The organism is Plantibacter sp. ME-Dv--P-122b (assembly GCF_030209375.1).
Lineage (GTDB): Bacteria > Actinomycetota > Actinomycetes > Actinomycetales > Microbacteriaceae > Plantibacter.
In genome coordinates, this window is the sequence record NZ_JARVSC010000004.1 from 1 (window position 1) to 21,354 (window position 21,354).

A 21,354-nucleotide genomic window follows, 5' to 3' on the forward strand; every position below is an offset into this window, starting at 1 on the left:
GGTCAGGCGGTCGCGGGGGCCTCGGCGGGCGCCGGCGGTACGTAGCCGAGTTCGGCGGAGATCGCGGTCGTGGTGGCGAGGAGCTGCGGCAGGAGGGCGCGGACGCCGCTGTGGGGGAGGACCATCGTCGGGACCGAGATCGACACCGCCGCGGCGACCCGGCCGTCGGGACCGAAGACCGGCGCAGCCACGCAGTTCATGAAGCTCTCGTGCTCCTCGTGGTCCTCGGCCCACCCGCGTTCGGTCGACCACTCGATCTCGGCGAGCAGGGCGTCGGCGTCGGTGATGGTCTTGTCGGTGTACCGCTCGAAGACGATGCCCGTGACGACGCGTCGACGCTCCGCCTCGTCGAGTCCGCCGAGGAGTACCTTCGCGACGCCGGTCGCGTAGAGGGAGGCGGGCAGGCCGACGCGCGAGTACATGCGCAGGGGCTGACGGGACTCGACCTTGTCGATGTAGAAGACGGAGCCGCCCTCGTAGGCGGCGAGGTGCACCGTCTGGCCCGTGGCCGCCCCGAGCGACCGGATGTGCGGAGCGGCGACGCCGCGGACGTCCTGCTCGTCGAGCGCGGTCTGGGTCAGCTCGAACATCGCCCGCCCGAGGTGGTACCGGAACGACGCGTCGCGCGTGACGAAGCCGTGCTCCTCGAGCGTGTTGAGCAGGCGCAGCACCGTGGTCTTGTGCACGCCGGCCGTCGCCGCGAGCGCGTCGAGGGAGTTGGTGCCCGCGACGATCTCGCGGAGGAGGTCGAGGGCCCGGGACAGTGACTGGCTCATGCGCCGGCCGTCCCGTGCGCGCCGACGGTGCTCCACGGCAGCGGGCGGTCGGCGGTGATGCGCCATGACGCCCACTGCTCGTCCGTCGCGTCGACGATGGTGCTGACGCCCTGGGCGTCGGGCACGAGCTCAGGCCGGTCGCCGTGGCAGATGAGCGTCGACGCCGCGACGGCGTGGCCGAGCCGCGTGCAGGCGGTGTCGGAGCGTGCCGCGGCCAGCCCAGCCAGGTAGCCGGCGGCGAACGCGTCGCCGGCGCCGACCGTCTCGACGACCTCGACGGACAACGACCGCACCTCGGTGCCTGCCGCTGGGTCACGGTGGAGGGTGGTCGCGGCGTTCTCCTCGTCCTTCAGCACGATGCGCTGCAGGGTCGGCAGCTCGGCGAAGAGGCGGGCGGCGTCCGTGTGGCCGAAGAACAGCTCTGCTTCGTCGACGCCGAGGAACAGGACGGACGCCTGGTCGAGCAGGCGGTGCAGCGGGGCGGTCGAGCGACGCTCCCAGAGTCGCGGCCGGAAGTTGAGGTCGACGCTCAGGACGGTGTCTCGGGGGAGCGCCTCGCCCAGCTCGCCCACGAGCAGCGCGGTCGAGTCGGAGAGGGCCGGGGTGATGCCGGAGGTGTGCACGATGGCCGAGGCGGTGATGGCCGCCCGGGTCGCCTCGTGCTGCAGGGTGTCGACGCCGAGCTGCGACGCTGCGGATTCGCTGCGGTAGTAGTGCATCCGCGGCCGACGATCACCGTCGGCGCTCACGACCGTCTCCTTGACGTAGAGGCCGGTGGGCCGGTGGTCGTCGCGTTCGACGGCGTCGGTGAGGACACCGTCGTGCCGGGCCGTCTCGAGGATGTAGTCGCCGAAGCCGTCGTCGCCGAGGCGCGAGATCCAGTGAGTGGGAACGCCCAGGCGCGCGAGGCTGGAGGCGACGTTGAACTCGGCACCGCCGACGGCCGTCTGGTATGCGCGCGCCTCGGCGACGGGGAGCTGGCCCTCGGGCAGGAGGACGACCATCGCTTCGCCGATCGTGCTCACGGTGGACGGTGACGTCGTCATCACGGTTCCCCTCGTGTCTCGGCCGGGTCCGGTTGACGGCCTGTGGACGCAATGCTAGAACAGACGTAGCGCCGGATGCAATGTATGTTGCAATATGCGCAACGCTTGATGTTCACGATGTCGGCGGGTGCAGCGCTCGATCGCGAAACGAGGGACCATGACGGACGAGTTCGATGCCGGCGCGCTGGGCGTGCTCGACGGCAGCCTCAAGGGCTTCCCACCGGCGTCCGTCGGGACCGACGCCGCCAGGTTCCTCGCCGGTCGGCCGGCGCTCGCCGATTTCACGACGCCGCTCGTCACGCTCGACCGCTCGGCGGTCACCGACAACGTCGAGACCATGCGGCAGTGGTGCGACCGCTCAGGAGTCGGTCTCGCGCCGCACGGCAAGACCACGATGAACCGAGCCCTGTGGCAGCGTCAGCTCGACGCGGGTGCCTGGGGTATCACCGTCGCGACCCCCTGGCAGCTCTCCGTCGCGCTCGGCTGGTCGATCCCGCGCGTGATGCTCGCCAACGCCCTCGTGCAACTCGAACACCTGCGCGCCGTCGCGCGGGCCCTCGACACCGGCGACGCCGAGATCGTCGTGTGGGCCGACTCCGTCCGCGCGGTGCAGATCATGTCGCGGGTGCTGGCCGAGCAGCCGCCCCGCCGCCCACTCCACGTGCTCGTCGAGCTCGGGGCCCCTGGTGGTCGCACCGGAGCCCGCGACCACGCCACGGCGCTCGAGATCGCCGAGGCGATCATCGCATCGCCCGAACTCGCACTCGCCGGCGTCAGCGGCTACGAGGGGGCGCTCGCGCACCACGGCGACGAGGGTTCACTGCAGATCGTGCGCGACTACCTGACGTCGCTCGCCGAGCTGCACACCGGGCTCCTCGCCGACGGCCGCTACGACGATCGTGTCCGGACCCTCATCGTGACCGCCGGGGGCAGCGCCTACTTCGACGTGGTCGCCGAGGTGCTCGCCGGACTGCGCGACCTCGACGGTGCTCACGGACGCGCCGTCGACGTCCTGCTGCGCTCCGGCGCGTACGTGACCCACGACGACGGCTTCTACCGCGGGATCACCCCGCTCGGCCGCCACGAGGGCACCGGCGACTTCCGATCCGCGATCCACGGCTGGGCGACGATCGTCTCCCGCCCCGAGCCCGGCCTCGCGCTCGTCGACGGCGGCAAGCGCGACTTCCCGTTCGACGAGGGGCTTCCCGAGGTGCAGGGCGTCCGCCGCGCCGGGTCCGCCACCGTCGAACCGCTCCCGGGCGCGACGACCACGGCCATGAACGACCAGCACACCTTCGTCTCCCTGCCGCCGGGTAGCGACGTCGAGGTCGGCGACGTCATCCGCCTGGGCCTCTCCCACCCGTGCACCACCTTCGACAAGTGGCGCGCCCTCGTGGTCATCGACGACGTCCGTCTCGCCGAACCGAGCGCCGTCGACGCCGTCACCACCACCTTCGGCTGAGCCGAACCGAACAGGAGCCCCCATGACGCTCGAGACCCCACCCAGCACGCCACACGCCCTCGACGCCCTGTACGCCGACCGCGCCATCGCCGTCGTCCGCGTGCCCGTCATCCCCGACCCGGTCGAACTCTGCCGGGCGCTCGCCGCGGGCGGGATCCGTAGTGTCGAGTTCACCTTCACCACGCCGGGCGTCGAAGCGCTCATCCGCGCTGCGGCCGACGCGATCGGCGACCACGGGGCCGTGATCGGCGCGGGGACGGTCGTGGACCGCGACACCGCGCAGCGCGCCGTCGACAGTGGCGCGCAGTTCCTCGTCACCCCCGGTCTGAGCGAGGAGGTCGCGGAGGTCGCCACCGCCGCCGGCATCCCGTTCCTGCTCGGTGCGATGACGCCCAGCGAGGTCATGCGCGCCGCGTCGCTCGGTTCCCACGCAGTGAAGATCTTCCCAGCCGCCGCCATGGGGTCCGGCTTCCTCAAGGACCTCAAGGGCCCGTTCCCGGGTCTCCGGCTCGTGCCGTCGGGCGGACTGCACGCCGGGAACGCACGGGAGTACATCCAGGCCGGTGCAGCAGCCGTGACCGCGGGGTCGAGTGTGGTCGGTGCGGCCGACGTCGCCGCGGCCGACTGGGCCGGGGTCACCGAGCGTGCGACCGCCTTCACCACGGCGGCCCTCCTGCCGTGACGCCGCGACCGACGGACGGAGCGAGCGCGGTGGTCATCCGCGGCGCTCGCATCGTCGACGGCACCGGCGGACCGAGCATGCACGGGTCGCTGCTCATCGACGGGGGCCGCATCATCGCGATCGGGGCGTCCGCCGAGGCCGACGCACCCGCCGACGCGCTGATCATCGACGCCGACGGACTCGTCGCATCGCCCGGCTTCATCGACATGCACGCCCACTCCGACCTGGCCGTCCTGCGCGACCGCGACCACCTCGCGAAGGTGTCGCAGGGGGTCACCACCGAGGTCCTCGGACAGGACGGGCTCTCCTACGCCCCGACCGACGACCGCACCATGGCGATCGTCCGACAGCAGATCGCCGGCTGGAACGGGCAGCCCGACGACGTCGACTTCGCTTGGCGGACCGTCAGCGAGTACCTCGACCGGGTCGACCGCGGCGCGGCGCTGAACGTCGCCTACCTCGTGCCGCAGGGCTCCGTCCGGATGCTCGTGGTCGGCACCGAGAACCGCCCGGCGACCCCTGACGAGATCACCCGCATGCAGGAGCTGGTCGCCGCCGGTATGCGGGACGGGGCGGTCGGGATGTCCTCCGGCCTCACCTACGTGCCCGGCATGTTCGCCGACACCGAGGAACTCGTCGCGCTGTGCCGCACCGTCGCCGAGCACGGCGGCTTCTACGCACCGCACCAGCGCTCGTACGGCAAGGGCGCGCTCGAGGCCTACGCGGAGATGATCGACGTCAGTCGTCGTTCCGGCTGCGCGCTGCACCTCACGCACGCGACGATGAACTTCGGCGTCAACGCCGGCCGGGCCGCCGAACTCGTCGCCCTCATCGACGACGCCATCGCGGACGGCGTCGACATCACGCTCGACACGTACCCCTACCTGCCGGGATCGACGACCCTGTCTGCGCTGCTGCCGAGCTGGGCGGCGGTCGGCGGGCCGGACGCGACGATCGAGCGCCTCGGCGACGACGACGTCCGAGCGCGGATCCGGTACGAGCTCGAAGTCGTCGGCACGGACGGCTGCCACGGCGTCGTCACCGACTGGGCCACGATCGAGATCTCCGGTGTCGCGAACCCCGAGCTCGCCGGCTTTGTCGGCCGGACCGTCGCCGACATCGCCGCGGAGGATGCGGGACACGCGTGGTCGGGCGACCCGACGGCCCTGTTCTTCGCGCTGCTCGAAGCCGATCGGCTCGCGACCGGCATCCTCCAGCACGTCGGCGACGAGGCCAACGTGCGCACGATGATGGTGCATCCCGCCCACACCAGTGGGAGCGACGGGATCCTCATCGGTGCGAAGCCCCACCCGCGCGCGTGGGGCACCTTCCCGCGCTACCTCGGCCACTACGTCCGCGAGGAGGGGGTGCTCGAGCTGGAAGACGCCGTCGCGCACCTCACCTCGCGTCCGGCTGCCCGGCTCGGTCTCACCGACCGCGGTGTGCTCCGCGTCGGAGCCGTCGCCGACGTCGTCCTCTTCGACCCGGCGACCATCGCCGACCGCGCGACGTTCGCCGAGCCCCGGCAGCAGGCCGCCGGCATCCCGTGGGTGTTCGTGAACGGCGCCGCCGTCATCGCCGACGGTCGCCGCACCGACGCCGTCCCCGGTCGCTCGATCCGCCGCCGCCCGGCCTGATCGCTCCCTCGTTCCTCCCCACCTCCGCGCCTACAGACACAGAAGGTCCTCCCATGCCCATCACCGCCCTCGCGCGCAGCGTCGTCGCCGCCGCACCAGCCCCGAGCGATCCCATCGGATGGCTGCAGCAGACCACCCCCGGCCTGCTCATCCTCTGCGCCGTCGCCATCGCGGTGCTGCTGTTCCTCATCATCCGGGTGAAGCTCGAACCGTTCATCTCGCTCTTCATCGTCGGCATCGGCCTGGCGCTCGCGACCGGGACGAGCATCTACCAGATCGTCGGCGTGGCCGTGCCGGACCCCTTCGACGACGAGCAGATCAAGCCGGGGGCGTCGCTCCTCGAGACCGGCTTCGGCGGCATCCTCGGGCACATCACGATCATCATCGGTCTCGGCACCGTGCTCGGCGCGATCCTCGAACGTTCCGGTGGTGCCGATGTCCTCATCCGGAAGCTCCTCGGTCGCTTCGGCGAACGCGGCGCTCCGATCGCGATGGGGCTTACCGGCCTCATCTTCGGCATCCCCGTGTTCTTCGACGTCGGCATCTTCGTCCTCGCGCCCCTCGTCTACATCACCGCGCGTCGCGGCGGGAAGTCGCTCGTGCTCTACGCGCTCCCGATGCTCGCCGGCCTCTCGATGACGCACGCGTTCCTGCCGCCGCACCCGGGACCGACGGCGCTCGCCGGCACCTTCGAGGTCGGCCTCGGCTGGCTCATCCTCATGGGCTTCCTGTGTGGCATCCCCGCCTTCATCGCATCGGGCATCGCCTGGCCGCTCTGGATCGGGAAGCGCGTCATGGTCTCCGTTCCCGAGGAGTACGTGCTGGAGCCCGAGGACGACGCCCCCGAGCGCAAGGACGTCTCGCTCTGGAGCGTCGGTCTCATCATCATCACGCCGATCCTGTTGATCCTCGCCGCGACCTTCGGCGCCCTCGCCCTCCCGAACGGACCCGTCCTCGAAGCGTTGACGCTCATCGGCAACCCGGCGGTCGCACTCACGATCGCCGTCTGCCTCGCGTACTACGTGCTCGGGGTGCGGCGTGGCATGACGCTCGCCGAGCTGGGCGAGCTCTCCGGTCAGTCGCTCCGGCCGATCGGCATGATCCTGCTCGTCGTCGGTGCGGGTGCGTTCTTCGGAGCCGTCATCTCGGCGACGGGTGTGGGCGCGGCACTGGCCGAGGTGCTCGGTTCGCTCGGCCTGCCGATCATCGTGTCGGCGTACCTCATCAGCTCGGGCCTCCGCATCGCGCAGGGCTCGGCGACCGCGGCCATCGTCATCACGGCGGGGATCCTGCAGCCGGTCGTACTCGCCGGCGACTACTCGCAGCCGCAGCTGGCGCTCATCGGCATCGCGATCGCCGCGGGGTCGATCACGCTCTCGCACGTCAACGACGGTGGGTTCTGGATCATCGCGAAGTACTTCAACATGTCGGTGAAGCAGACGCTCGCGACCTGGACCGTCCTCGAGACGATCCTCTCGGTCGTCGGCTTCGGGATGGTCGCCCTCATCTGGCTGTTCGTCTAGTTCGCGTCCGCAATTCAGGACGGCTGCCGCGTGTCCGGGTCGGGCGCCGGCGTGTCGTGTCCGACGCGCCGGGGCCGTCCTGAGTTGTGGACGATCAGAAGAGGCGGGAGTCGCTGTCGTCGAGGCCGCGCATCGCGTCGTAGTCGAGGACGACGCAGCGGATCCCGCGGTCCTGGGCGAGGGTGCGCGCCTGCGGCTTGATCTCCTGGGCGGCGAACACGCCCTGCACAGGGGCGAGGAGCGGGTCGCGGTTCATGAGTTCGAGGTAGCGGGTGAGCTGCTCGACGCCGTCGATGTCGCCGCGGCGCTTCAGCTCGACCGCCACGGACGCGCCGGTCGCGTCGGTGGCGAGGATGTCGACCGGGCCGATCGCGGTCATGTACTCGCGGCGGATGAGTCGGTAGCCGTCGCCGAGGAGCTCGATCTGCTCGGCGAGGAGCTTCTGCAGGTGTGCCTCGACGCCGTCCTTCTGGAGGCCGGGATCGACGCCGAGTTCGTGCGCGCTGTCGTGGTGGACCTCGTGGATCGACACGATGAGGGCGTCACCGGTCTTCTTGTGCGTGACCTTCCACAGCTCGGTGATCCCGGCCGCGGCCTGCGTCTCGTCGGGCTCGACCGTCGTGAGCACGCAGGGCGGGCTCATCCAGTTGAGCGGCTTGTAAGAGCCGCCGTCGGAGTGGACGAGCAGGCTGCCGTCGTTCTTCACCATGAGCAGCCGCTTGGCGAGCGGCAAGTGAGCCGACAACCGTCCGGCATAGTCGACCGAGCACTCCGCAATCACCAAACGCACGACGACGAGCCTACCGCGACACCACAGCACGTCCATTCGCCCATCGTCGGGCGACGGAACCCTGAATCGCCCGAACGTGGGCGGACGAACGGGGCTCAGCGCTTGCGGCGGCTGCTCTCGCGGGCTGCCGGAGAGGCCAGACCGGCGAACACGATGAGCACGAGCACGACGAACAGGGCGTTGAGGAGACCGATCGCGTCGCCGAGGATGCCGATGAGCGGCGGCCCGACGAGGAACGCGCAGTAGCCGATCATCGCGACGGCGCTCACCCGAGCCGCGGCGCGCTTGGAGTCGTCGGCCGCGGCGGACATGCCCACCGGGAACCCGAGTGAGGCTCCGAGTCCCCAGAGCACGGTCCCGAGGATCATGAGTGCCGTCACCGGCGTCAGGATGAACAGGACAAGCCCCGCGATCGCGGCTCCAGCCGACACCCGAAGCACCGGCACGCGCCCGAAGCGGTCGATGAGCGGCCCGCCGACGATGCGACCGACGGTCATCGCGGTGACGAACACGCCGTAGACGAGCGCGCCGGTCGTGTTGCTCTGCCCGTGACCGTCGACGACGGCCAGTGCGAGCCAGTCGTTGGCACTGCCTTCGGCGAACGCCATGCCGAGGATGATGACGCCGATGAGGATGAGGCGGCCGTCCGCCCAGACCGAGAGGCTCTCGCGGAGTCGGTCCTGCCACGGTGTCTTCGGTGCGTCGTCGAACTCGTCGGCGACCACCTGCTCGGCCGGGACGAAGCGGACGGCGACGACGGCGACGATCGCGATGACGACCGCCATGACGAGCGCGTGCCAGAAGACCTCGAGGCCGGCGGCGGACGCGAGCGCGCCGAGCCCCGCTCCGGCGACCGTGCCGAAGCTGAAGCACGCGTGCATCAGCGGCATCACCGTCTTGCCGAGCTCCCGCTCGGCCGCGGCCCCCTCGACGTTCATCATGACGTCGAGGGCTCCGTTGCCGAAGCCGAAGACGATGAGCCCGACGAGGACGATACCGGCGAGCGGCACGAGGCTCGCGCCGACCCCGATGAGGAGCAGCCCTACTGCGACGAGCCCGAGCACCAGCTGCATGCCTCGCCGCGGTCCGAGCCGGGCGAGCAGGTGTTGGGAGGCGACGAGGCCGACGACCGATCCGATCGACATCCCGAGGATGAGCAACCCGATGGTGCCGGTAGTGAGTCCGAGGTTGTCGCGGATGGCGGGGATGCGCGCCACCCACGTGGCGATGCTGAGGCCGCTCAGGGCGAAGATCACGAAGATCGCGTTGCGCCAGGCGAGGAGTTCGCGGCGTGGCCGAACGGTGACGGGGGCGGTGTGCGGGTTGGTCGGCTCTGACACGGGGTCCTCGGGATCGGTGCTGGTGCGCCTGGGCGCTCGGTGGAGCGGGTGGTGAAGCCCGTGCATCGTGGTGGATCTGTCAAGAATCGAATCGATTCGATTCCGTCGACTAAGCTAGCAGATCGTGGACCAGGAATCACGCCCCGCGCGACCGACGCTCGCCGATGTCGCCGAGCGCGCGGGGGTGTCACCATCGACCGCCTCGCTCGCCTTCAGCGGTGCCGGGCCCGTGTCCGAAGCGACCAAGCAGCGGGTGCTGCAGGCGGCGGCCGACCTCGATTACGCCGGCCCCGACCCCCGGGCCCGCTCCCTCCGCCAGGGACGCAGCGGCATCGTGGGAGCCGTCGTCGCCGGTCGGATCGGGCACTCCTTCCGCGACCCGGTGATGGTGCAGACCCTCGACGGACTCGCCGACGAGCTCGGCGCGGTCGGCGCTGGTCTGCTGCTGCTGAACGATGCGCAGGAGGGCACGCTGCAGTTGAGCAACGCGCCGATGGACGGCGTCGTCCTCATCGGCTGCAGCCCGAACCTCGACAGCTCGGTCGCCGTCCTCAGCCGACGGGGCATGCCGATCGTCTCGATCGAGGGACTCGCAGCCCTCGGCGTCCCCGACATCGCCGTCGACAACCGCGGCGGCGTCCGTGAGGAGGCGCGACACCTCGCCGACCTCGGTCACGAGCGGGTCGCGGTCGTCACCCTCAACCTCGACCCGACCGAACGTCGCGGGCCGCTCACGCCGGAGTGGGAGCGGGCCGCGACGACGGTCCCGGCGATCGAACGCCTGCAGGGCCTCCGCGACGTCTTCCCCGACGCACAGGGGTTCGTCACCACGGGATCCTCCTTGGAGGAGGGTCGCGTCGCCGGACACGCGATCCTCGACGTGCCGGCGGGTCAGCGGCCGACGGCGATCGCCGCGCAGAGCGACCTCCTCGCGGCCGGCGTCATCCGGGCGGCCGAGGAGCTCGGCATCGCCGTCCCAGCGGAGCTCAGCGTCGTCGGCTTCGACGGCATCCGGGTCGAAGGGCTCGACTACGACCTCACGACGGTGTGGCAGCCCTCCCGGGAGAAGGGGTCGGCCGCCGGCCGGGCGATCGTCGCCATGCTCGACGGCCGCGATCCGGAGTGCGAGCAGTTCAGCGTCCGGTTCCACCCTGGAGCGACGACGGCACGCGTCCCCGCTCCACAGGGCTGAGGTCCCGCCGGGGTTTCGACAGCCCCTGCCGTGCGGCGGACCCGCGCCGTAGGGTGGAGGCGACGCTCGAAGGAGACCCATGACCGACCAGCCCATCGCCACCGCCGCACTCGTCCAGCAGGAGGCGGCGTCGCTCGCCGTGTCGCTCGCACCGGTGTACCAGGACCTGCACGCCAATCCGGAGCTCTCCTTCGCGGAGCACCGGACGGCCGCCCTGGTCGCGGATCGCATCACCGGCCTCGGGTACGGGGTCGCGACGGGGATCGGCGGCACCGGCGTCGTCGGCGTCCTGGAGAACGGCGAAGGACCGACGGTTCTCCTGCGGGCCGACATGGACGGCCTGCCCGTCCTGGAGGAGACGGGCCTCGACTACGCGAGCGTCGCGCGCGGGGTCGACCCGGAGGGCAACGACGTCCCGGTCATGCACGCCTGCGGACACGACGTCCACGTCACCTGTCTGCTGGGTGCCGCCGAATTGCTCGCCGCACGGCGCGACACCTGGTCCGGGACGCTCGTCGTCCTGTTCCAGCCGGCCGAGGAGGCCGGTGGCGGCGCGCAGGCGATGGTCGACGACGACCTCTACGCACGCGTCCCGAAGCCCGACATCGTGTTCGGCCAGCACGTCGGTCCACTGCCGGCCGGTGTCGTCGGCACGCATGCCGGGCCGTCGTTCGCCGCGACCGACGCCTACCGCGTCACCTTCCACGGCCGCGGCGGGCACGGATCCCGCCCGCAGTCGACGATCGACCCGGTCGTGATGGCGGCGTCGGCGGTCGTGCGCCTCCAGAGCATCGTGTCCCGCGAGGTCGCCGGAACCGACACCGCGGTACTCACCGTCGGCACGATGCACGCCGGCACGAAGAACAACATCATCCCCGACACCGCGCAGATCGGCGTCAACATCCGCAGCTACGAACCGCACGTGCGCGACCGCGTCGTCGGCTCCATGGAGCGCATCATCCGGGCCGAGGCCGCCGCGTCGGGCGCCGAGCGGGAACCGGTGATCGAACACACGGAGGCCTTCCCGGTGCTCGTGAACGATCCCGAGGCCACCGGTGCGGTGACGGCGGTGTTCGCCGACGCGTTCGGTGCCAATCGCGTCGTCGACCCCGGTCTCGTCACGGGCAGTGAAGACGTCGGCATGCTCGCGACTGCGGCCGACGCCCCCATCGTCTACTGGATCCTCGGTGGTGCCGACCCACAGGCCTTCGCCGCCGCCTACGCCTCGGGGCGCATGGAGCAAGACCTCCCCGGCAACCACTCCGCGAAGTTCGCTCCGCTCATCCACCCCACCCTCGACACCGGCATCGCAGCGCTCTCGCTCGCCGCCCTGTCGCGTCTGGGCGGGACGACGGCAACCGCATGATCGTCGTCACGACGGACACCGTCGCCGGACACCGCATCGACGCCGTCCTCGGCGAGGTCGTCGGACTCACTGTGCGGGCTCGCGACTGGGGCTCCTCGATGTCGATCGGCTTCTCGGCGCTCGGCGGCGGCGAGGTCCCGGGGATGACCCAGCTGCTGTTCGAGTCCCGCCAGGAGGTCATGCGACGCCTGGTGGCCGACGCGGAACAGCGCGGCGCGAACGCGGTCCTCGCGATGCGGCTCGAGACCACCGACATCGGCGGTGCGTGGACGCAGCTGACCGCGTACGGCACCGCCGCGTACCTCGTCCCGATCCCCGCCGGGGAGCCCGGGGCGACCGGTCAGTCCGCGTACGCGGCGGCACAGCCCGACGCCCCGAAGCCCCGCGGCGAGGCCTGACCGTCGGTCGGACGCGGGGCGGGCCCGACGGACTCGTGTCCATGCCGGACGGCCGGCCGTTCCAAGCCGCCCCCGCGCGGACCCCGGCGACTCAGAGCAGCCGCAACTCCTGGGCGCGGGTGACGGCCCGGGTGCGATCGGCCACCTCGAGCTTCTCGAAGACGTGCAGCAGGTGCGTCTTCACCGTCGACTCCGAGATGAAGAGCGCCGCCGCGATCGCCCGGTTGCTGTTGCCGGCGGCGACGAGCGCGAGGACCTCGAGCTCGCGGGCGCTGAGCTGCGGGCGAGCGGACGTCCCGCCCTGCATGCGGCCGACGAGCGTCGCCGCGATGGTGGGCGCGAGCACCGTCTGACCGGCGACCACGGAACGGATGCCGGCCAGGATCTCCTGCTCGGGCGCCGCCTTCAACAGGTAACCGCCGGCACCGGCCTCGATCGCGCCGAGGATGTCGTCGTCGGTCTCGTAGGTCGTGAGCACGAGTACTCGGACGCCTGGCACTCGCTGCACGATGCGCGCCGTCGCCTCGGCACCGCCGAGGACCGGCATGCGCAGGTCCATGAGCACGAGGTCCGGCCGATGCTCCTCGGCCGCCGCGACCGCCGCCGCGCCATCCGCCACTTCGGACACGACCTCCATGTCCTCCGCGCGCCCGAGCAGCGCGACGATGCCCGACCGGACGATGGGGTGGTCGTCCGCGACGACGATCCTGATCCGCGTCATCGTGTCTCCTCCTCGTTCCCCGAGCGCGTCGCAGGGCCGCCGACCGGGACGCCGTCCGCGCTCCCCGAGCCTGCCGCAGGGCCCGCTTCGATCGTCACCGGCACTCGCACCCGCACGGTCGTCCCCGCTCCGGCGGCACTCGTGAGTTCCACCGTCCCACCGAGGAGTGCGACCCGGTCGTGCATGCCGTGCAAGCCGAAGCCCGCGCCTGGGCTGGTCCCGAGCAGCGCGCCGTCCGGGTCCGCGATCCCGACGCCGTCGTCGGAGATCCGCAGCTCGGCCCAGCCGTCCTCGACGGTGAGCGCCAGTTCGACGCGGTCGGCGGCGGCGTGCTTCCGGATGTTCGCGAGGCCCTCCTGGGCACTCCGGAGCAGCACGACCTCCGGTGCCCGCTCGAATCGTTCGGACGGGGCGTCGATGTCGACGGACACGCCGGTCTCGCGAGCGAACCGCTCGCCCAAGCGGCGGAGACTGTCGCCGAGCGTCGTGTCGGCAGCCGGCATCGCCGCCGTCGTCGCCACGAGGGACCTCGCCTCGCGGAGGGCGTCGCGCGCCGTGCTCTCGATGAGCTCGATGCTGTCGAGGGCGGCGATCGGGCGACCGTCCAGCGGGGAGGCGTCCGGCGTGCCCGCGACGGTCTCGCCGACCTCGGAACGGGCGCGTTGCGCGAGCAGCACCACGCTCGTGAGGCTCTGCGCGATCGTGTCGTGGATGTCGCGTGCCATGCGTTCGCGTTCGGCGGCAGCCCCGGCCTCCCGGCTCGCTCGTTCCGTTTCGGCTTGGGCCGCCTGCAGACTCACCAGGAGTCGGGCCTTCTCGTCACCGAGTTCCGCGATGCGAGTGATCCACAGGCCGAGGGACAGGGCGAAGACGAGCGAGACGCTCTGGATCCCGACGCCTTGCAGGATCACGTCGGGGGTGGCGCCGAGTCCGACGATGAACCCGACGGTGAGGGTCGCGGCGCTCGCGATGTTGAGGACGATCGCGGTTCGGGTGTTCGGCGTCAGCACCCACAGCAGCGGGAACACGAGGCACTGCAGCGTCAGGACGTTCGGTGAGAACGCCGTCCCGACGGCGGTGAGGGCGATGAGGGTGATCGCGAACCAGAGCCCGCCCTGGGGGCGTTCGAGGGTGCGTCGCCCGGCCGTGTAGTAGACGAGGCAGAGCGCCGCCAGCACGATCCAGACGCCGATGACCCGTTCCGGTGTCCCGGACGCGCTGACGCTCACGAGCGCGCCGACGATCACGCACCCCGCGCCGAACGCGACATCCCACCATCGTCGTCCGTCCATGTCCCAACCCTCCCATCCCTGCTCGCGAACTGTCACTTCCTGATAGTTCCGGCGGCCTACACCCACCGGAATTGACAGTTCGCGAGCTAGGAGCGGCGGACCCAGCGGAAGGTGAGGCGGGTCAGGACGAGGCCGACGACCGCCCAGGCGACGAGGACGAGCGCGACCATCGGGAGGTCCCAGCCACCGGACGGCTCCTGTGAGGCGAACCCCTCCGGCAGGAAGACGGAGCGCATGCCCTGCGCGATCCACTTGAGCGGGAAGACACTCGCGACGTTCTGCAGCCACTCGGGGAGCATCGTGAACGAGAGGTAGACACCGGAGATGAACTGCAGCACGAGCACGATCGGGATGACGACGGCCGTCGCGCTCTTGCCCGTGCGGGGGAGTGCCGACAGGGCGATGCCGAGGAGGGCCGACGTCGCGATGCCGAGCAGGTAGATCCAGGCGAAGGTGAGCCACCGCTCGGGCTCGGTCGGCAGCGTGACGTCGAACAGGAACCGCGCGACGAGGAACAGCAACGCGATCTGAAGGACCGAGGTGACGAGGACCTGCCCCATCTTCCCGAGGAAGTAGGAGATGACCGGGAGCGGGCTGCCGCCGAGGCGCTTGAGCGTGCCGTCGCTCCTCTCCGTCGCGATGTCTGTCGCGAGGTTCTGGACGCCCGAGAGGAGGATGCCTGCGGCGATCATGCCGGGCAGGTAGAACGCCGCCTGGCTGACCCCGCCGGTGCCGTCGGGTGCCTCGCCCACGTTCCCCATCGCACTGAAGGCGGTCGAGAAGATCGCGAGCATCACGACCGGGAAGAGGAAGGTGAAGAACACCTGGTCGCCCGAGCGGAAGTAGATACGGGTCTCGTAGCCGATCCGGCTCGCTCCGAGCCGCAGGGTGCGCCCGCGGGGGAGCGCCGGGACGAGGGGGGTCGTGGTGCGGTCGATGGCGGTCATGCGCCGACTCCTGTCGTGGTGACGTGCGTGGCTGAGGTCGGTGCCGCCGATGGGGCGGTCGACGCCGCAGCCGCGTCTGCCGCGTGGACGAGCCCGAGGTAGATGTCCTCGAGGCTCGGGCGGATGACCTCCAGGTCGCGGAGTTCTCCACCTGCGGCGGCGGTGAGGGCGGCGACGCGGGCAGCCGGAGTCTCGGTCCGTTCCTCGCGGAGGCCGTGCTCGTCGCGCCAGCGCACCACGGGGATCCGGGCGTCGGCGCCGCCGATCTCGTCGACCGCGCCGATCTCCACGAGTCGACCCGCCGCGATGACGGCGACCCGGTCGGCGAGCTGGGCGGCTTCGTCGAGGTAGTGGGTGGTGAGGAGGATGGTCGTACCGTCGCGTTTGAGCGAGCGGATGAGGTCCCAGAACTGCCGGCGTGCTTCGGGGTCGAACCCAGTCGTCGGCTCGTCGAGGAAGAGGAGGGTCGGCCGGCCGATCACGCCGAGGGCGACGTCCACCCGTCGGCGCTGCCCGCCCGAGAGCTTGCCGATGCGCGTGCCCGCCTTGCTCGTGAGCCCGACCGCCTCGATGACCTCGTCCACGTCGCGCGGGTCCGCGTAGTAGCGGGCGAACTGCGTGAGCTGCTCCCGGACCGTGACGTTCGCGGCCTCGGCGCTCGACTGGAGGACGATGCCGAGGCGGGCCTTCCAGTCCAGGCCGCCCTTCGCCGGGTCGACGCCGAGGACGCTCGCGTCACCGCCGGTGCGGTGACGGTAGCCCTCGAGGATCTCGATCGTGGTGCTCTTCCCGGCACCGTTCGGGCCGAGGAGGGCGAAGGTCTCGCCCTGGTGGATGTCGAAGGAGACCCCGTCGACGGCGGTGACATCGCCGTACTGCTTGCGCAGCTCGCGGACCTCGATGATCGGTCGTGTGCTCATGGTGTCCATGCTCGTCCGCGGTGACGCGCACCGGTAGCGGTGGAGGGGCTGATCCTCGTATCCACCGATCGGTTGATGTGGGCACGGGCGGCCCCTGCGTGGCTGCACCCCGGTGACCGGGCTCGAGCCCTGTGCTTCCTGGCCGAGCTGAGGCGCGCACACGGGAACGCCCGCTCATCCGGCTCGGATGGGCGGGCGTTCCGTTCGGACGGCGCGGAGGATTACCCGAGCGCGGCGGTCGCGGCGATGACGACGAGGTCCTCGACGTTCTCGAACCCGGCGGTCTCCTTCGTGAGCGTGGTGAACGGCACGCCGACCACGGTCAGGCCGTCGATGGACGTCGTGAAGGTACCGCCGGCCTCGGAGACCTCGCCGCCCGCAGCCGTGGCGTTCGCAGCGGCTGCCGTGAGCGAGGCGGTGCCGCCGGAGAGGACGGCGTAGCTGCCGGAAGCCGCTCCGGCCTCGAAGCTCAACATGCACACGACCGGCAGGTCGCCCACGACGGTGGCGGGCGAGAAGGAGGCCTTCGCCGCGGCGATCCCCGCTGCCGGGACGGACATGCCGCTCGCGGCGCCGAGGGTGTTGACCTGCTCCTCCGTGCACTTCGCGCCGCTCGCAGCAGGCGCCTCTTCGGTGGTCTCGGTCTCCGGCTCGCTGCTCGACGAGGAGGTCGATGCGGGCTTGGAGTCGGCCGGCGCGCCACCGCTGCAGGCGCCGAGTCCCAACAGGCCGACGATGGCGACGGCGGTCACCGCGGAGACGCGGAGACGGTGGTGAGCGGAGTGCAGTGACATGGTGGTTCCCCCTGGAAAGCTGTGGACTGGTGGTCCTCCCCAGGATGGCTGGTTCGAGCGGGAGGCCTCAATGGGGACAACTCCCCAATCGTCGGTCAGACGCCGGTGCGCATCCAGGCGGTCGTGCGGGCGCGGAGCCCGAGCGTGGTGGCGCGTGCTCCGAGGTAGCCGACGAAGAAGGTGAGCGCCAGCCAGGTGAGTCCGGTCTGCCCGCCGGGTGCCCAGGCGAGGACCGCGAGCGCGAACGGCAGGAAGACGAGCGTGTTGAGCAACCCGGTGATGGCCAGGTACTTCGCGTCGCCGGCACCGATGAGGACGCCGTCGAGCACGAAGACGACACCGCCGAGCGGGGTGGTGACGGCGAGCACGATGATCGCCGGCACGATGAGCGCTGCGAGGTCGGGGTCACTCGTGAAGAGCAGGCCGATGACCGGGCTCGCGAGGGCGATGACGAGGCCGAGGACGATCCCCGAGCCGACGCCCCACTGCAGGCATCGGACGAGGACGGCACGCACACCGCTCACGTCGCCGGCGCCGAGCCCCTTGCCGACGAGGGCCTGCGCGGCGATCGCGAGGGCGTCGAGCGCGAAAGCGAGGGTGGCGAAGAGGGTCATGACGAGCTGGAACCCGGCGAGTTCGTCGGTGCCGAGGTCGGTCGCGACGAACACGGCGATGAGCATCGCGGCGCGGAGGCTGACCGTGCGGAGGAACAACCATCCGCCGGAACGGGCCGCGCCACCGAGGCCGGCGCGGTGCGGGCGGAGACTCGCCCCCGTCCGACGCACGTGGCGCAGGACGACGACGAGATAGGCGACGACCATGCCCCACTGTGCGATGACGGTGCCGATGGCGGATCCCGCGATGCCGAGTCCGAGGCCGTAGATGAAGAGGAAGTTGAGGCCGATGTTCGCGGCGAACCCGGCGCCGGCGACGACGAGGGGCGTGGTGGTGTCCTGCAGGCCGCGGAGGAGCCCGGTCGCACCGAACACGAGCAGCATGGCGGGGATGCCGAGCATCGAGATGGCGAGGTAGGTGTCGGCCTGCTGGGCGACGGCGTCCGTCGCACCGAACAGCCCGACGAGCGTGGGGGAGAGGAACCATCCGGCAGCACCGATCACGACACCGAGCCCGAGCGACAGCCAGAGGCCGTCCACCCCGAGCGACACCGCGCCGCGCTCGTCGCCGTGTCCGAGGCGCCGGGCGACCGCGGGCGTCGTCGCGTAGGCGAGGAACACCATGAGCCCGATGACCGTCTGCAGGACCGCGCTCGCGACGCCGAGGCCGGCGAGTGGCACGACGCCGAGGTGGCCGATCATCGCTGAGTCGGCGAGCAGGAACAGCGGCTCCGCCATCAGCGCCCCGAGCGCCGGGACCGCGAGCCGGAGGATGTCGCGGTCGACGGGCCGCAGCCGTCGCCTGTCCTGTCCCGTGGTCACCCGCCGAGCCTAGCCGCGGGTGGTGACACGTCGCGTCGCCGTCCGAGGCGGGATGAGCCGGCGGCCTATCGGACGAGCAGTGAGCCGCTCAGGCCCGGGAGGTCGCGGAGGCGGATGCCGGTGAGGAAGCCGGCCGCGGCGGCGTAGGCGACCCGCGGTTGGTCGGCGTCCTCGCGGCAGGCGAGGAACAGCGGCACGGCGGTGGCACCCAGGCGCTCGGTGACGTCGGCGATCTCCGCGAAGCCGACGAGCGCGTCGACCCGGTGGGCGATGCCGGCCATCGTGCGTACAGCGACGCCGTCGGGCTCGGTGCCGTCCTGTGCCAGCCCGGAAGCAGCGAACGAGACCACGGCAGCGCCTTCGGACGCGAATCGTCGGCAGGCGTCGGCCAGGGCTCGCTCGACGGCTCGAATGGTGTGTTCCCCCGACGCTGCACCCGCACCCGCACCCGCACCCGCAGCCGTGTCGACGTCGTCGTTCGGCAGCGCGCGCCGGACCGCATCCAGCGCCCACCCGTGCACGGTGCCACCGGCCCCGGGGATCGGCACCCAGGACACCGCCGCGAGCACGGTGCCCGCGGCGTCCGTCACGACGGAGACCCGGATCGCGGCAGTCTGGTCCTGGTCGTCGCCTTCGGGGGCGTCGATGCTCGAACCCACCGTGAGACCGAGCTCGGGCACGTGCCGGTCGGACACCCATACCGAGGACAGCGCGCGGATCTGGCTGCGGAGTTCCCACGGCAGTTCGCGAGCGGGCAGCAGGATCGAGGTCGTCGAATCCGCACCGGTCGCTCCCGCTGGACCCGCCGGATCAGCGGGTGCTGATGCATCCGCCCCGCTGAGGTCGAGCACGAGGTCCCGTCCGAGCGGCGACACCCGCCACCCCTCGGGCACGATGCGCACGTCGCGAGTGGCGAAGACCGCCGGGGTGAGGCCCTCTTGCTCGGCCGCGGTCGCGAAGGCCGACACCGCTGCCGCTGCACCGGCCGGGTCGCCGATCGGCTCGCCGAGGGCCAGCGCGACACCGGCATGCTGCTGGTAGGCGACCGCGTGTCCACCATCCGCCGTGACGAACACCCGGTTCTCGGGTCGGAGTGCCGAGGCCGCCAGCGGTCCGCCGCCGTGTTCGCGCAGGAGTTGCGCCGCCCTGGCGCGTGCTCGCCGCGCACCCGGACCGATCGCCCCGGGCAGGCGTCGTCTGGTCTGGTTCGCCGCGACCCGGAACGCGTGGCGCGACAGCACGAGGACCACCGCCTGTCCCGCCCACAGGACGCTCGCGGAGATCCAGATGGTCGACGCCACGAGCGGCACCTTCGCCAGCCAGGCGAGGGCGATGAGGGCGATCGTGACCAGCAGGTTGCCGACGGTGAGCGCCATCGCCGCCCACCAGGCCCAGCGATGACCCCGGCGGAGCCAGTTGGCGATCACCAGGATCGCGACGGTGTCGACCCCGACGTCGAGGATGGAGCCCTGCGTCAGGGTGGTCGAACCGAGCGGCCCGTCGAGCGGTACGAGCGTGACGAGCAGCTGCACCGCGCCGATGACGAGCAGCCCGGTGACGGCGAACAGTCGCCAGTCCCGCATGGTCGGTCGCGGGGTCGACCGGTGCTCGCCGAGCAGCAGCCTGGCCACGACGACGAAGGCGACCGTCGTGATGAAGTGCTCGAGGTCGTCGATCTTCCCGACGTAGAGGAGCGCGATCGACACACACGACAGGAGCAGCAGCCGCCAGCGCAGCCGGTAGGGGGAACGCATGAACGCGGTCGCGGTCGCGACGCAGGCGAGGATGCCGCAGCTCGGACCGACGTCGAGCGTCGTCACGAGGGACTGCGCCCACGGCCAGTCGAGCCGGGCCAGCGCCAGAGCCGCGCCGAGGGCCCCGAGGATGCCGACGAGATGGCCGGTCACGAAGATCGCCGACGCTCGCAGCGTGCCGAAGCGGACCTCGACCCACCCGCCGAACACGGCCGCGCCGACGATCGCGATGAGGTACGCGAGCGGATCGGCGGTGATGAACATACCTGTCAGGACCGTCCACCAGCGCCCGGCTTCAAGGCTCGGCACCCCGTACGCGAACGCCGGGTACCAGGCGGCCTGGTCCATCGGGCGCCACAGACCGCCGGTCACGACGCCGAGTGCGACGAAGGCGGTGACGAAGGCGGTGGTCGCGGGGGTCGTCCGCAGGGCCCAGCGCAGCGGCGTCAGGACGACGGAGATCGCGGCGCGCAGATCGGTGCGGACGGGGGCCGAGCTGGCGGCCCGGGTGGTCGGCGTGTCCATTCGGGCGTCGGCGTCGGTCGTGGCCGGGACCGACCCGGATGGCGACAGCAGTTCGTCGAGCTCCGCCTCGGTCATCGACACGGGCGCGCGATCGGCGGCCGGCTGGGCAGCCCGACGACGGATCCGGAACACGATGACCACCGCGATCACGACGGCCGCGGCACCGGCCAACGCGAGCGCCGCCCAGGAGAAGCGGTGCAGGAACTCGGTCGCGGCACTCCCCAGGACGGTGACGACCGTCACCACGAGCGAGGCCCAGGCGATGCCACCCGCCGCGTTGGCGACGAGGAAGTGCGGGTACGTCATGCGGAACATACCCGCGAGCGGTCCGGAGAAGATGCGGAGGACGGCGATGAACCGTCCGACGAACACCGCCCAAGGCCCCCACCGCCGCATGAGGTGCACCGCGGCGCCCAGCCGCTTCGGCCCCACGTGCTTCGGGAACCGGCGGTTCAGCACCGACAGGAGCCGCCGGCCGTAGCGCTTGCCGATCCAGTACCCGATCGAGTCGCCGAGGATCGCACCACCGGCGGCCGCTGCGGCGACGAACACGGGGTTCAGGCCGCTCGACGCGGCGAGGAGGGTCGCCCCGATGAGCACGGTCTCGCCCGGCAGCGGCACGCCGAGGCTCTCGACCGCGACGACCAGGAAGACGACGAGGAGCAGGACGCCGGGCGGGAAGTCGGCCAACCAGTCCACGCGGGCTCCTTCCGGCCGAGTGGGTCAACGGTAGTCCCTCGTTCCCGGAAGTGC

The 21,354-nt window shown here is 71.4% G+C and carries 18 protein-coding genes; 7 read left to right on the forward strand and 11 right to left on the reverse strand.

Translation table 11 applies throughout. From position 1 onward, the window contains the following. Nucleotides 1-2: 2 nt before the first annotated feature. The gene (locus tag QRN19_RS10205) at nt 3-776 is read right to left on the reverse strand and encodes an IclR family transcriptional regulator (RefSeq protein WP_285026764.1); all 774 of its coding nucleotides are present in this window, start codon (nt 774-776) and stop codon (nt 3-5) included. Then, nucleotides 773-1,822, reverse strand: a complete 1,050-nt coding sequence (locus QRN19_RS10210) for a sugar kinase (protein WP_285026765.1) — start codon at nt 1,820-1,822, stop codon at nt 773-775. Before QRN19_RS10210 ends, QRN19_RS10205 begins: the two co-directional genes overlap by 4 nt. Nucleotides 1,823-1,979: 157 nt before the next feature. Between QRN19_RS10210 and QRN19_RS10215 the strand changes: the two genes are divergently transcribed. From QRN19_RS10215 to QRN19_RS10230, 4 genes are all read left to right on the forward strand, one after another. Next, entirely contained in the window at nt 1,980-3,284 is a 1,305-nt protein-coding gene (locus QRN19_RS10215) for a type III PLP-dependent enzyme domain-containing protein (protein ID WP_285026766.1), read from the forward strand. Nucleotides 3,285-3,306: 22 nt separating this feature from the next. Then, the gene (locus QRN19_RS10220) at nt 3,307-3,966 is read left to right on the forward strand and encodes a bifunctional 4-hydroxy-2-oxoglutarate aldolase/2-dehydro-3-deoxy-phosphogluconate aldolase (protein ID WP_194643038.1); all 660 of its coding nucleotides are present in this window, start codon (nt 3,307-3,309) and stop codon (nt 3,964-3,966) included. A gap of 77 nt (nt 3,967-4,043) precedes the next feature. Next, a complete protein-coding gene (locus QRN19_RS10225; RefSeq protein WP_285027066.1) occupies nt 4,044-5,603 on the forward strand; it encodes an N-acyl-D-amino-acid deacylase family protein in 1,560 nt (519 codons plus the stop codon). Between the two features lie 53 nt (nt 5,604-5,656). Then, nucleotides 5,657-7,126 (forward strand): GntP family permease, encoded by a 1,470-nt coding sequence (locus tag QRN19_RS10230; protein ID WP_285026767.1) that lies wholly within the window; start codon nt 5,657-5,659, stop codon nt 7,124-7,126. Between the two features lie 94 nt (nt 7,127-7,220). On the opposite strand, the gene nucS is transcribed toward QRN19_RS10230, so the two are convergent. Further along, the gene (gene nucS / locus QRN19_RS10235; protein WP_064294112.1) at nt 7,221-7,916 is read right to left on the reverse strand and encodes an endonuclease NucS; all 696 of its coding nucleotides are present in this window, start codon (nt 7,914-7,916) and stop codon (nt 7,221-7,223) included. Between the two features lie 95 nt (nt 7,917-8,011). Then, nucleotides 8,012-9,256, reverse strand: a complete 1,245-nt coding sequence (locus QRN19_RS10240; protein WP_285026768.1) for an MFS transporter — start codon at nt 9,254-9,256, stop codon at nt 8,012-8,014. A 121-nt stretch (nt 9,257-9,377) separates the two neighbouring features. Between QRN19_RS10240 and QRN19_RS10245 the strand changes: the two genes are divergently transcribed. The 3 genes from QRN19_RS10245 (at nt 9,378) to QRN19_RS10255 (ending at nt 12,212) form a co-directional block, all read left to right on the forward strand. Beyond that, on the forward strand, nt 9,378-10,448 hold the full coding sequence (locus QRN19_RS10245; protein ID WP_502928166.1) for a LacI family DNA-binding transcriptional regulator: 1,071 nt from the start codon (nt 9,378-9,380) through the stop codon (nt 10,446-10,448). Between the two features lie 79 nt (nt 10,449-10,527). Further along, nucleotides 10,528-11,814: an amidohydrolase gene (locus QRN19_RS10250; protein WP_285026770.1), complete on the forward strand. Its 1,287-nt coding sequence runs from the start codon at nt 10,528-10,530 to the stop codon at nt 11,812-11,814. After that, a complete protein-coding gene (locus QRN19_RS10255) occupies nt 11,811-12,212 on the forward strand; it encodes a YbjQ family protein (RefSeq protein ID WP_285026771.1) in 402 nt (133 codons plus the stop codon). The genes QRN19_RS10250 and QRN19_RS10255 overlap by 4 nt, the downstream gene beginning before the upstream one ends. A gap of 91 nt (nt 12,213-12,303) precedes the next feature. On the opposite strand, the gene QRN19_RS10260 is transcribed toward QRN19_RS10255, so the two are convergent. The 7 genes from QRN19_RS10260 to QRN19_RS10290 all read right to left on the reverse strand — a co-directional run bounded on the left by QRN19_RS10260 (nt 12,304) and on the right by QRN19_RS10290 (nt 21,300). After that, nucleotides 12,304-12,933 (reverse strand): response regulator, encoded by a 630-nt coding sequence (locus tag QRN19_RS10260; protein ID WP_285026772.1) that lies wholly within the window; start codon nt 12,931-12,933, stop codon nt 12,304-12,306. Further along, a complete protein-coding gene (locus tag QRN19_RS10265; protein ID WP_285026773.1) occupies nt 12,930-14,225 on the reverse strand; it encodes a sensor histidine kinase in 1,296 nt (431 codons plus the stop codon). Before QRN19_RS10265 ends, QRN19_RS10260 begins: the two co-directional genes overlap by 4 nt. A gap of 86 nt (nt 14,226-14,311) precedes the next feature. Next, a complete protein-coding gene (locus tag QRN19_RS10270) occupies nt 14,312-15,172 on the reverse strand; it encodes an ABC transporter permease (RefSeq protein WP_285026774.1) in 861 nt (286 codons plus the stop codon). Continuing rightward, a complete protein-coding gene (locus QRN19_RS10275; protein WP_285026775.1) occupies nt 15,169-16,092 on the reverse strand; it encodes an ABC transporter ATP-binding protein in 924 nt (307 codons plus the stop codon). Before QRN19_RS10275 ends, QRN19_RS10270 begins: the two co-directional genes overlap by 4 nt. Nucleotides 16,093-16,313: 221 nt before the next feature. Continuing rightward, nucleotides 16,314-16,886, reverse strand: coding sequence for a hypothetical protein (locus QRN19_RS10280; protein ID WP_285026776.1), 573 nt, complete (start codon nt 16,884-16,886; stop codon nt 16,314-16,316). A gap of 95 nt (nt 16,887-16,981) precedes the next feature. Further along, nucleotides 16,982-18,322, reverse strand: coding sequence for an MATE family efflux transporter (locus QRN19_RS10285; RefSeq protein WP_285026777.1), 1,341 nt, complete (start codon nt 18,320-18,322; stop codon nt 16,982-16,984). Between the two features lie 65 nt (nt 18,323-18,387). Continuing rightward, complete coding sequence (locus QRN19_RS10290) at nt 18,388-21,300, reverse strand: VTT domain-containing protein (RefSeq protein ID WP_285026778.1); 2,913 nt, start codon at nt 21,298-21,300, stop codon at nt 18,388-18,390. Between the last annotated feature and the right edge of the window lie 54 nt (nt 21,301-21,354).

Excerpts from the sequence above, each read along its gene's own strand:
- QRN19_RS10205 (WP_285026764.1), bottom strand. The coding sequence starts at position 776 with ATGAGCCAGTCACTGTCCCGGGCCCTCGACCTCCTCCGCGAGATCGTC.
- QRN19_RS10210 (WP_285026765.1), bottom strand. The coding sequence starts at position 1,822 with ATGACGACGTCACCGTCCACCGTGAGCACGATCGGCGAAGCGATGGTC.
- QRN19_RS10215 (WP_285026766.1), top strand. The coding sequence starts at position 1,980 with ATGACGGACGAGTTCGATGCCGGCGCGCTGGGCGTGCTCGACGGCAGC.
- QRN19_RS10220 (WP_194643038.1), top strand. The coding sequence starts at position 3,307 with ATGACGCTCGAGACCCCACCCAGCACGCCACACGCCCTCGACGCCCTG.
- QRN19_RS10225 (WP_285027066.1), top strand. The coding sequence starts at position 4,044 with ATGCACGGGTCGCTGCTCATCGACGGGGGCCGCATCATCGCGATCGGG.
- QRN19_RS10230 (WP_285026767.1), top strand. The coding sequence starts at position 5,657 with ATGCCCATCACCGCCCTCGCGCGCAGCGTCGTCGCCGCCGCACCAGCC.
- QRN19_RS10250 (WP_285026770.1), top strand. The coding sequence starts at position 10,528 with ATGACCGACCAGCCCATCGCCACCGCCGCACTCGTCCAGCAGGAGGCG.
- QRN19_RS10255 (WP_285026771.1), top strand. The coding sequence starts at position 11,811 with ATGATCGTCGTCACGACGGACACCGTCGCCGGACACCGCATCGACGCC.
- QRN19_RS10260 (WP_285026772.1), bottom strand. The coding sequence starts at position 12,933 with ATGACGCGGATCAGGATCGTCGTCGCGGACGACCACCCCATCGTCCGG.
- QRN19_RS10265 (WP_285026773.1), bottom strand. The coding sequence starts at position 14,225 with ATGGACGGACGACGATGGTGGGATGTCGCGTTCGGCGCGGGGTGCGTG.
- QRN19_RS10270 (WP_285026774.1), bottom strand. The coding sequence starts at position 15,172 with ATGACCGCCATCGACCGCACCACGACCCCCCTCGTCCCGGCGCTCCCC.
- QRN19_RS10275 (WP_285026775.1), bottom strand. The coding sequence starts at position 16,092 with ATGAGCACACGACCGATCATCGAGGTCCGCGAGCTGCGCAAGCAGTAC.
- QRN19_RS10280 (WP_285026776.1), bottom strand. The coding sequence starts at position 16,886 with ATGTCACTGCACTCCGCTCACCACCGTCTCCGCGTCTCCGCGGTGACC.